This is a genomic window from Amycolatopsis sp. NPDC043889 (assembly GCF_056435645.1).
The window spans coordinates 44,027-54,455 of record NZ_JBWKEC010000043.1; the positions used below are offsets into that span (position 1 = coordinate 44,027).

9 protein-coding genes are annotated in these 10,429 nt (G+C 70.2%); 5 read left to right on the forward strand and 4 right to left on the reverse strand.

The annotated features are described in order from the left end of the window. Positions 1-24 precede the first annotated feature (24 nt). The gene (locus AC0685_RS40215) at positions 25-1,062 is read left to right on the forward strand and encodes a metallophosphoesterase family protein (RefSeq protein WP_478230294.1); all 1,038 of its coding nucleotides are present in this window, start codon (positions 25-27) and stop codon (positions 1,060-1,062) included. Positions 1,063-1,162: 100 nt separating this feature from the next. On the opposite strand, the gene AC0685_RS40220 is transcribed toward AC0685_RS40215, so the two are convergent. The 3 genes from AC0685_RS40220 to AC0685_RS40230 form a co-directional block, all read right to left on the reverse strand. Further along, positions 1,163-2,248, reverse strand: coding sequence for an iron-siderophore ABC transporter substrate-binding protein (locus AC0685_RS40220; RefSeq protein ID WP_340682195.1), 1,086 nt, complete (start codon positions 2,246-2,248; stop codon positions 1,163-1,165). A 113-nt stretch (positions 2,249-2,361) separates the two neighbouring features. Then, positions 2,362-4,119, reverse strand: coding sequence for an ABC transporter ATP-binding protein (locus tag AC0685_RS40225; protein ID WP_478230295.1), 1,758 nt, complete (start codon positions 4,117-4,119; stop codon positions 2,362-2,364). Next, on the reverse strand, positions 4,116-5,801 hold the full coding sequence (locus tag AC0685_RS40230; protein ID WP_478230296.1) for an ABC transporter ATP-binding protein: 1,686 nt from the start codon (positions 5,799-5,801) through the stop codon (positions 4,116-4,118). Before AC0685_RS40230 ends, AC0685_RS40225 begins: the two co-directional genes overlap by 4 nt. Before the next feature lie 105 nt (positions 5,802-5,906). On the opposite strand from AC0685_RS40230, the gene AC0685_RS40235 reads away from it, so the two are divergent. Both AC0685_RS40235 and AC0685_RS40240 read left to right on the forward strand, forming a co-directional pair. After that, on the forward strand, positions 5,907-6,950 hold the full coding sequence (locus AC0685_RS40235) for a FecCD family ABC transporter permease (protein WP_478230297.1): 1,044 nt from the start codon (positions 5,907-5,909) through the stop codon (positions 6,948-6,950). A gap of 23 nt (positions 6,951-6,973) precedes the next feature. Then, the gene (locus AC0685_RS40240; protein WP_478230298.1) at positions 6,974-8,011 is read left to right on the forward strand and encodes a FecCD family ABC transporter permease; all 1,038 of its coding nucleotides are present in this window, start codon (positions 6,974-6,976) and stop codon (positions 8,009-8,011) included. Here AC0685_RS40240 and AC0685_RS40245 read toward each other — a convergent pair. Then, on the reverse strand, positions 7,992-8,843 hold the full coding sequence (locus AC0685_RS40245; RefSeq protein ID WP_478230299.1) for a DMT family protein: 852 nt from the start codon (positions 8,841-8,843) through the stop codon (positions 7,992-7,994). The genes AC0685_RS40240 and AC0685_RS40245 overlap by 20 nt on opposite strands. Before the next feature lie 176 nt (positions 8,844-9,019). Here AC0685_RS40245 and AC0685_RS40250 point away from each other — a divergent pair, with 176 nt between their 5' ends. Next, complete coding sequence (locus AC0685_RS40250; protein WP_478230300.1) at positions 9,020-9,544, forward strand: DinB family protein; 525 nt, start codon at positions 9,020-9,022, stop codon at positions 9,542-9,544. 17 nt (positions 9,545-9,561) lie between these two features. Continuing rightward, positions 9,562-10,272 carry an MBL fold metallo-hydrolase gene (locus AC0685_RS40255; RefSeq protein WP_465536689.1) on the forward strand — a complete coding sequence of 237 codons (711 nt, stop codon included), beginning with the start codon at positions 9,562-9,564 and terminating at the stop codon, positions 10,270-10,272. The last annotated feature ends 157 nt before the right edge of the window (positions 10,273-10,429 follow it).

Consider the following 10,429-nt stretch of genomic DNA (forward strand, 5'->3'; position numbering starts at 1 on the left):
TAAAACGTGAGTAGCGTTCGGGTTATGGATCGAAGAGCGTTCATGGTGACCGCCGGTGGTGCGGCGGCAGGGGCAGCGATGCTGCCGGGTCAGGCGGAGGCGCAACTGCGGACACAGGGGAAGTGGGGCCCGCATGGGCCGGTCGTCCGCTTCAACGTCCTCAGCGACATCCAGGGCGACCTCACCGACTTCGGCAAGGCGCTCGACGACCTGCACGCGATCAACCCGGGCAGCGCCGGGCTGGGCATCGCGGGCGACCTCACCCCGCGCGGCTACGACTTCGAGTACGCCCAGCTTCGCGCGACGTTCGACAAGCACCCGCATCCGCGCGAGGTCGCGTGGGCCATCGGCAACCACGAGTTCTACGTCCCGAAATGGCGGGATCCCGACACCCTCGCCCAGGAGACCTGGCCCAACGGGACGACCGAGGATTCCCTCTTCCGCGGCTTCTACCGGTTCGCGGGCCGCAACACCGTCTACAACGAGACGTCGTTCGGCGGCGTTCCGGTGCTCTGCCTCGGCACCGAGCGGTACGCGAAGTACCACGACCCCAAGCTGTGGGACGAGGTCTGGATGAGCGACCGCCAGTTCACCTGGCTCGAACAACGCCTGCGGTACTGGTCGAACCGGCGCAGCCCGGTGATGGTGCTGACGCATCATCCGTTGCCCAACACCGTTTCGGGCACGCACAACAAGCTCTACCGGTCCGATTACCTCCAGCCCGACAGGCTGCTTTCGATCCTCGGCCGCCACCGGGACGTGTTCCTCTTCTCCGGGCACACGCACTGGGATCTGAACCTGTCGGACTGGGTGGTCCGCCGCGTGGTGCCTGGTACCGGCAATCTCGAAGGGTTCACCGTCGTCAACACCGCCGCCGTGCAGACCGGCTGGACGGACGACGGCAAGGGCGGGGAAGTGTCCCTCGGCGGCGCGTTCAACCAGGGGCTGCAGGTGGAGGTCTCGCCGTTCTCGGTGGTCATCAAGGCTCGCGACTTCACCACCAAGACGTGGCTGAAGCAGATCACCGTTCCGCTGCACGACTCCTGGGGGTTCCCGCACTGAGCGAGCGTCGGTACGGCCGTGGGCATCCCCGAAGGTAGCGAAGGCCTCCTTCCCTACTGTGAGGGTAGGGAAGGAGGCCTTCACGGACCGGTCGAACGGCTCAGTTCGCCGGCTTGACCTCGGTCTTCGGGTCACCGTCGACCGCGGCGGCGAGTTGCGGGACGATCCGGTCGATCACGTACGGCAGGCTCAGCACGGTCACGAAGGAGACCGCGCTGCCATAGGTGCCCTCGTTCTCGATGAAGACCTCGCGCTTCTCCTTCGCCACCTTCAGGCCGGTGTAGAGCGCGTCCTTGCCGAGGATCTCCTGCGCCTTGGCCGGGGTGTCGATGAGCCACACGAGCGCGTCGCGGTCGAGCAGGTCGGTCCGCTCGGCGCTGAGGCTTTTGCCGAACTTGTCACCGATGACGGCGTCGAGGTCGGCGGGCAGCTTGAAGCCGAGCGATTCGAGGATGTGCGAACGCCCGTCCTGGCTGCCGTAGACGAAGTAGCCCTCGTAGGTCGAGGCCATCAGCGCCGACTTGCCCGCGAACTCCGGGTGCTCCTTGCGGGCCTGGGCGAACTTGTCCTCGACACCCTTGACCAGTTCGTTCGCCTTGGTGGCGCGGCCGACGGCCTGGCCGACCTTCTTGGTCGCCTCGTTCCACGGGATGCCGTAGTCGTTGTACTCCTTCGGCTGCGCGACGACCGGGACGCCGATCTGGCTCAGCTTGTCGTACTGCTCCTTGGTGAGCCCGGAGTACAGCGCGATGATCAGATCCGGCTTGAGCGCGGCGATCTTCTCGTACTGCGGCCCGTCCACGTCCTTGAGGACCTCGGGCAGCGCGGCGCCGCCGAGCTTGTCGGTCGCCCACGGGCCGATGGTGCCGGGGAACTTGCCGAGCCATTCGGTGACACCGACCGGGACCACGCCGAGCGCGAGCAGCGCGTCCTGCTCGGTCAGGCCGACCGTGACGACGCGTTTGGGCTCCTGTGTGATGGTGGTGCTGCCGTACTTGTGCTCGATCGTGGTCGGGAACGCGTTCGCGTCGACCGCGGAGCCGGCGGAGTTCTGCGCGGCCGGGGTGGCCGACTCGCCGCCTCCTCCGCACGCGGTGAGCGAGGCGGCCAGCACCAGGGTGGACGCCAGCAGGCCGGCGGTCTTCAGGCGCCCGCGCACGGCGGAGAGGGTGGGGATTCGGGCCATCGTCCGTCCTTCGTGATCGGCTGTCCGGCGGAATGCCGGATTAATCAAGGATCAGGTTTGGCTAACCTAAGACGCCGACCGCCCGATTGCAACCGGTGACGGTGCGTCCCGGATCACGTCCGTGAACGGTTGTCCGACCAGGCCGCCCAGAGCGTTGCGTAGTGACCGCCGGAGGCCACGAGTTCGTCGTGCGTCCCGCTTTCGGCGATCACGCCCGCGTCGAGCACGACGACGCGGTCCGACGCCGCGGCCTGCGTCAGCCGGTGCGCGACGACCAGACCGGTCCGGCCCTCCAGCGCCGCGGCTGCGGCGGCTTCGAGGGTCTTCGCCCCCGCGCTGCCGGCTTCGGCGGTCGCCTCGTCGAGGATCGCGATCGGCGGATCGGCGAGCACCAGCCTCGCCAGCGCCAGCTGCTGCGACTGGGTGACGGTCAGCTGATGCCCGCCCTCGCCGACCACGGTCGCGAGGCCTTCGCTCAGCGCCTCCGCCCAGCCGCGCGCGCCGACTTTTTCCAGCGCCGCCAGCAACTCCGCGTCGGAAGCGCCGGGACGGGCGAGCCGGAGGTCGTCCGCCAGCGAACCGGCGAAGACATGCACCTCCTGGCTGATCAGCGCGACCGCCTGTCGCGTGGCGGACGGCCCGAGTTCGTCGAGCGGGACCCCGCCGACGGCGATGGTCCCCGAGGCCGGGGTGTGGATCCCGGCGATCAGCTTGGCCAGTGTCGTCTTGCCCGCCCCGCTCGCGCCGACCAGCGCGACCCGCTCACCGGGGGAGAGGCTGAGATCGACGTCCCGCAACACCGGATGACCGTCCACATAGGAATGGGAGATGCCCGCCGCCTTCACCGAGGCGTCGACGGGTTTCGCCGGTCGTTCGGGTTCGCGCGGCGCGGGCAGATCGGCGACACCGATCAGCCGGGCGAGGCTCGCGGCGGCCGCTTGCGCGTCGTCGACGAGCGCCAGCGCGGTGTTGATCGGACCGAAGAGGCTGTGGAAGTACAACGCCGCCGCGGTCGCCGCGCCGACGGTCACGGCGTCGGCGCCCACCAGCAGGAAGCCGGCCGCGAGTACGGCCGAGAGACCGACGAACTCGGCAAGGTTGAGCCGGGCGAAGAACTTCGTCATCAGCCGGACACCGCGCAGCATCAGGTCCATCGCTCCCTCGGACCGCTGCCGGACCCGCTCCACGTGGGCGTCGGCGAGCCGGAACGCGCGGACGGTCTTCGCGCCCCCGATCGTGTCGAGTAGTTGCTGCTGCTGCGAACCCGTCGCGATCCGCTGCTTCGCGTACAACGGGACGGCGTTGCGGACGTACCAGCGGACGGTGTGCAGCTGGATCGGTGTCGCGAGCAGCGCGGCCAGGAGGAACCGCCAGTCGAGCACGGCGAGCGCGCCGAGGGTCAGCACGATCGTCAGCACCGAGCGACCCAGTTCGGGCAGGGCTTCGCGGACCGCCCTCGCGACCACCGTGACGTCGTTGGTGACGCGGGCGGTGAGGTCTCCGGAGCCCGCGCGTTCGACCTGTTCCAGCGGGAGCCCCAGCGCCCGGTCGACGAACCGTTCGCGGAGTTCCGCGAGCAGTGTTTCGCCGAGCTTGGCGGTGAGCGAGACACCCAACGCGGTCGCGATGGCCTGTGCGACGGCGACCAGGACCAGTGCCACCACGGGGGTGGTCAGCTCGGTCGCGGGCCGCTTCTCGATGACCAGGTCGACGATGTGGCCGAGCAGCCGGGCGGTGAGCAGCCCGATCGCGGTCGCGCCGACGAGCATCGCCAGCGCGCCGATGGCACGGGCCTTCGAGGTGCGGAGCAGTTCGCCGAGGACGGCGCGGATCCGCTTGCCGTCGGCGGTGGGGAGGAGTTCACGGGTCATGACAGCACCGCCGCGCGGTAGTCGGCGCGATCGCGGGCGAGTTCGGCGTGGCCGCCCTCGCCGGTGATCCGGCCGCCGTCCAGGACGACGACGCGGTCGGCCACGGCGAGCAGGGCGGGACTCGTGGTCACCAGGATCGTGGTCCGTCCTCGTCGTAGCCGGGCGAGCCCGGTGGCGATCTTCGCCTCGGTCACCGTGTCGACCGCCGTCGTCGGGTCGTGGACGACGAGCACCGGCGCGTCCGCGGCGAGCGCGCGGGCGAGCGCGACACGCTGCCGCTGGCCGCCGGAGAGGGAACGTCCGCGTTCGGTGACCGCGGTCGCGGTGCCGTCCGGCAAGGCCGCCGCGACCTCGTCCGCGGCCGACGCGGCCAACGCCTCGTCGGAGGAAAGGCCGTCCGCGTGGACGTTCTCCGCGAGCGTCCCTTCGAACAGGTCCGCGTCGTGCGCGGCGACCAGGACGACCTCCCGCACTCGCTCCGGATCCACAGTGGACAGATCGACGCCGTCGACGTGGACCTTGCCCTCGGCCGGATCTCCCGCGCGGCCGAGGCAGTCGAGCAGATCGGTCGCGGCGGCCGGATCCGCGGCGACGACGCCGATCAGCTGCCCGGCCGGGATTTCGAGGTCGACGCCGCGGAGGCTGCCGTACGAGACCTCGGTGAACCGGACGTTCCCGCCGGCGGGGGAAGGGAGTTCGCCGTCCCCTGGTTCGACCGCCACCTGCGTGGTCAGCAGGTCGGCGACCCGGGACGCCGACGCGCGGCCCTGCGCCAGTTCGCCGTTGACCCACGAGAAGATCAGGAACGGCGTGAGCAGGAACTGGGCCAGCCCCACCGCGGCGACGAGATCGCCGACGCTGATCGAGTCCGACGCCGCGAGATGCCCGCCGACGAGGGCGACGACCGCGATGAAGCCGCCGGTCAGCGCGAGCACCGCGCCGTCGTGCCAGGCCTTGGCCCGCGCGGCGCGCAAGGTCGCCTTGAGCGAGCTCTGGCTCGTGTCGCGGTAGCGGGCGACCGCGGCGGGTTCGGCGCCGATGCCCTTGAGCACCCGCAGGCCGGACACCAGGTCCGTGGCGACGCCCGAGGCGTGCGCGGACCGTTCCTGTTCGGCTTCGCTGCGGCGCTCCAGCGGCTTGCCGATGAGATGCGCGAGGTACAGCAGCGGAGGTGTGCCCAGGAGCACGAGGAGCCCCAGCGGAAGCGAGATCCGCAGCAGCGCGATGGCGCTGACCAGCACCCCGGCGAGCGCGGCGATCCCGAACGGCAGTGCCGCGTTCACCACCCCGACGCGTTGCGCGTCGCTGGTGCCGATGTTGACCAGCTCGCCTGCGAGCTTGCCCTTGTCGGCGCCGCCACCGGGATGCAGGACCCGTCGGCTGATCGCGATGCGCAGGTCGTGCGCCGCCCGCAGCGACGCGCCCTCGGCCGCGCGCGCGGCGAACCGGTAGCTGTAGGACAGTCCGGCGAAGATCACGCCGAGCACGGCGATCCAGAACACGAGCGTGCCCACGGAACCGCCGTCGACCGCCTGATCGATCACCACACCGATGATCACCGGGACGAGGGCTTCACCGCCCTGGTGCCCAGCGGCGAGCACGGAGGCGAGAGTGACCCGCCGTCGCTGCCCGGAAATCGCCTGCCGCAGGACACTCCGGCTGGTGGTGGCCGTTGCGGTCACCGGCGCCTCCGTTCGTGGTGGGGAAGGTAAGGCTAGTCTAAGTAGGTAGCTCGTTGAGGTGAACTCCCGCGTTCGGTTAGCCTCGCCTCACTCGAAGGAGGTTCCGTGGTCGTCACCGAACGCCCGCCCGCTGCGGCGTCCCCGCCCAGCGCGGCGGCACGGACGTTCCGCGCCGGCGGTCTGGTGGTCGGGCTCGCCCTGCTGGCGCTGGTGTTCCTGCTCAGTATCTGGGTGGGGTCGAAGAGCATCCCGTTCACCTCGACCTGGTCGGTGCTGTGGCACAACGACGGCTCGACCGACGCGGTGATCATCCACGACCTCCGTATCCCGCGTACCCTGCTGGGCGTGGTCGTGGGGGCGGCGCTCGGCCTGGCGGGCGCGGTGATGCAGGCGCTCACCCGGAACCCGCTCGCCGATCCCGGCCTGCTCGGCGTCAACACCGGTGCTTCGGCCGCGGTCGTGTCGGGGATCGCGTTCGTCGGGGTCACCAGCGTGCTCGGCTACATCTGGTTCGCCTTCGCCGGCGCCGCGATCGCCTCGGTCGTGGTGTACGTGCTCGGCTCGGCGGGGCGCAGTGCCACGCCGGACCGGCTCGTGCTCGCCGGTTCGGCCGTCATGGCCGTGCTCCAGGCCTACATCGTCGGGATCCTGCTGCTGATGCCCGAGACGTTCAACCAGTTCCGCTTCTGGAACGTCGGTTCGCTCAGCGGCCGCAAATGGGACGTGTTCCTGCAGATCTCGCCGTTCGTCGCGGTCGGTGTGATCATCGCGCTGCTGCTCGCCCGGCCGCTCAACGTTCTCGCGCTCGGCGACCAGACCGGCAAGGCGCTCGGCGCCCACGTGGGCCGCACCCGGGTGCTGGGCGCGGTCGTGGCGATGCTGCTCTGCGGTGCGGGGACCGCGGCGATCGGACCCGTACTGTTCCTCGGGCTCGCCGTGCCGCACGCCGCGCGCATGCTGGTCGGCCCGGACCAGCGCTGGGTCCTGCCGTATTCGATGCTGCTCGCGCCGATCGCGCTGATCGGCGCCGACGTCGTCGGCCGCGTGCTGAACCCGCCGGAGGAACTGCAGGCGGGCATCGTCGTCGCGTTCCTCGGCGCGCCGGTGTTCATCGCGCTCTGCCGCCGCAGGAAGCTGGCCAGGCTGTGACCGCGATCAAGGAGCACCCACGGATGAGCACCCGCGTCCTGCGCACCCCGGGCGGCGGACTTTCCCTTCGCGTCACCCCGCGAGCCGCGATCGTCGTCGCGCTGCTGGCCATCGCCGTGTTCCTCCTCGGCGCGGTCAGCATGACCACCGGCGACTACCCGTTGTCCGTCGGCGAGGTCGTCCAGACGCTGTTCGGCTTCGGCGACCGGAGCACGGAGTTCATCGTGACCACCCTGCGGTTGCCTCGCCTGCTGACCGCGCTGCTGGTCGGCGGCGCGCTCGCGGTCAGCGGCGCGATCCTGCAGAGCCTGTCCGGGAATCCCTTGGGCAGCCCCGACTTCATCGGCTTCACCGAAGGCGCGGCCGCCGGTGCGCTGCTGACGATCATCGTGGTGCACGGCGGCATGCTCCAGGTGTCCTTGGGAGCGCTGGTCGGCGGGGTCGCGACTGCGGCGTTGATCGCCTTGCTCGCGCTGAAGGGCGGCGTGCACACCTTCCGGCTGATCCTCGTCGGTATCGGGGTGAACGCGATGCTCATCGCGTTCAACTCCTACCTGATCACCAGGGCCTCCTGGCAGGACGGTCTCGCGGCGCAAGCGTGGCTGGTCGGCGGGCTCAACGGGCGCGGCTGGGAGCATGTCGGCCCTGTCGCGATCGCCATCGCCGTCCTGCTTCCGCCCGCTTTCGTCTACGGCAGAAGGCTTTCCCTGCTGGAGATGGGGGACGACTCGGCCAAGGGGCTCGGCGTGCCGGTGCAGCGGAGCCGGGTCGTGCTCCTCGGGGTCAGCGTCGGGCTGTGTTCGATCGCGACGGCGGCCGCCGGTCCGATCGCGTTCCTGGCACTCGCCGCGCCTCAGCTGGCGAAGCGGCTTACGCGGTCTTCGGGGCCGGGCCTCGCCGCGGCCGCGCTGATGGGCATGCTCCTGCTGGTGACCAGCGATCTGATCACCCAGCAGTTCTTGGCGGGCCTGCCCGTCGGTCTCGTCACCGGGGCGATCGGCGGGCTGTACCTGGCCTGGCTGCTGGTGTCCCGGCGCGGGGTCAGCCGAGCTGCGCGCTGACCGGCTCGATCGGCGCGGGCTCGCCGAAGCGGGCCAGCGCGAGCGCCGCCGAAACCGCGAGCACGAACCCGACCGCCGCCACGGCCGCGAACCCCGGTCGCGTGGTGTCGCCCAGTACGAGCACCCCGATCAGAGACGGGAAGACGGTCTCGCCGATCACCATCATCGCGGTCGACGTCGTGACACTGCCGCGCTGCAACGCGGTGGCGTAGAACAACATCGCCAGCGCACCCGCCACACCCAGCGTGTACGTCGCTGGGTCGGTCAGCAGATCCAGCGGGGCGAGGCTGGTGAGCGCGCGCCCGGAAAGGGCGACCACGCCGAAGCACAGGCCGGCGATCAACCCGAGCGCCGGTGTCCGGATCCGGCGCGACGCGCGACCGGCGAACATCCCGGCCGTGCCGAGCACCGCGACCGCACCGATCAGCACGAGCCGGAAACCCAGCCCGGTCGACGCCGAGCCCTCGCTTTCCGCGGACATCCCGAGCAACGCGAGCCCGGCGCAGACGACCGCGACCGCCGTCCACTCGCGACGCCCCAGCCGGACCCCGAGCGTCCGCGCGGCCACCGCCGTCACGGCGAGGCTTCCGGCCAGCGCCGCCTGGACCACGAACAGCGGCAGTACCCGCAGCGCGGCGACCTGGGCGACGAACCCGATGACGTCGAGCGCGAGACCCGCGACGAACTTCCACTGCCGCAGCACCCGCACGAGCAGGCGGGGATCGACGCGATCTTCCGCGCCCGACGTCGCTTTCGCGGCTATCGCCTGCATCACCGAAGCGACGCCGTACGCACAGGCCGCGAAGAACGCGCAAACCAAACCCCACCACATGAACCGTGAGCCTAGCCCCGCAGTGTCCACACGGGGATCTCACGTGATTGGGCACGTAACTCGCGTGATCAAAGGGCGATCTCGCGTGATTGGGCGCGTAACTCACGAGTTACGCCTTCAAGCACGCGAGTTACGCCTTCAGTCACGCGAGATCGCCGTATGTGTACAGTGACCGCATGTCGAACACGGGTTCGAGCGCCGCCGAGCCGGTGGAGCGCGCCTGGCCGAACGGGATCGCCGAGGACGAAGCCGCGCTCCAGTGGGACTTCCTGCGTTTCCTCCGCGCGACAGCGGTGAACAAGGTCGCCGGGCTGACCAGGGACCAGGCGGCCGCGACACCGCTGCCGTCGTCCCCGCGGATGAGCGCGCTGGGGTTGCTCAAGCATCTGACCGCGGTGGAGCGCTGGTGGCTCTCGATCGAAGCGGGCGGCGTGGACCTGCCTTCGCTGTGGGAAGGCTCACCGGATCCGAGCTGGGACCTGACCGAGGACGACGATCCGCGTTCCGTCGTCGAGGCGTACCGCGCCGAGTGGGCCTTGGCGGAATCGTCGCTGGCCGGGGTCTCGCCGGACGATCGCGCGCGCAAGTCGGGCAAGTTCACCGTCCGCTGGGTGCTCGCGCACGTCGTCCAGGAGACCGCCCGGCACGTCGGGCATCTGGACATCCTTCGGGAGCTGGCCGACGGAACGACAGGGGAGTAGCGCCGTAAGGTGTCCGCATGGCTGACAGGCTGTACTTCCGGCAATTGCTCGCTGGCCGTGACTTCGCGGTGGGGGATCCCGTCGCGACGCAGATGGTCAACTTCGCCTATCTGATCGGCGATCGGGAGACGAACGAGGCCGTCGTCGTCGACCCGGCGTACGCGGTCGGTGATCTGCTGGACCTGCTGGAAGCCGACGGCATGCGGCTGACCGGTGTCCTCGCCACGCATCACCACCCCGACCACGTCGGCGGCGAGATGATGGGCTTCTCGCTGCCGGGGATCGCGGAACTGCTGGAACGCGTCCAGGTGCCGATCCACGTCAACGGCGCGGAGGCCGAGTGGGTCCGCCGGATCACCGGCGTCTCCGGAACCGACCTGCGCTCGCACGAACACGACGACGTGCTGGAGGTCGGCGCGGTGCCGATCCGGCTGCTGCACACGCCGGGGCACACTCCGGGCAGCCAGTGCTTCCTGGTCGACGGGAAGCTCGTCTCCGGCGACACTCTGTTCCTCGAAGGCTGCGGCCGGACCGATTTCCCCGGCGGGGACGCGGAGGCGATCTACCGGAGCCTGCAATGGCTGGCCGGACTGGACGGCGATCCGGTCGTCTACCCGGGACACCAGTACTCGGCGGAGCCGTCGGCGAACCTGTCGCGGGTGAAGGACACGAACTTCGTGTTCCGGCCGAAGTCGCTGGACGAATGGCGGCTGATGTTCGGCGGCTGACCGCGTTTAGTCCTCTGAATGCGGGAAGGGCCCACCGCGCCCCGTCTACGCATTCAGAGGACTAAGGGGTCCTAACAGAATGACCTTTGGGGTGTGGTTTGATGCCGTGTCTCGTTGATCTTCGGTGAGAGGTGGGCTGGGTGGGGCAGCGGCGTCC

Bases quoted from the DNA above. Each gene is read 5' to 3' on its own strand.
- AC0685_RS40215 (WP_478230294.1), top strand. From the start codon at position 25: ATGGATCGAAGAGCGTTCATGGTGACCGCCGGTGGTGCGGCGGCAGGG.
- AC0685_RS40220 (WP_340682195.1), bottom strand. From the start codon at position 2,248: ATGGCCCGAATCCCCACCCTCTCCGCCGTGCGCGGGCGCCTGAAGACC.
- AC0685_RS40225 (WP_478230295.1), bottom strand. From the start codon at position 4,119: ATGACCCGTGAACTCCTCCCCACCGCCGACGGCAAGCGGATCCGCGCC.
- AC0685_RS40240 (WP_478230298.1), top strand. From the start codon at position 6,974: ATGAGCACCCGCGTCCTGCGCACCCCGGGCGGCGGACTTTCCCTTCGC.
- AC0685_RS40245 (WP_478230299.1), bottom strand. From the start codon at position 8,843: ATGTGGTGGGGTTTGGTTTGCGCGTTCTTCGCGGCCTGTGCGTACGGC.
- AC0685_RS40250 (WP_478230300.1), top strand. From the start codon at position 9,020: ATGTCGAACACGGGTTCGAGCGCCGCCGAGCCGGTGGAGCGCGCCTGG.
- AC0685_RS40255 (WP_465536689.1), top strand. From the start codon at position 9,562: ATGGCTGACAGGCTGTACTTCCGGCAATTGCTCGCTGGCCGTGACTTC.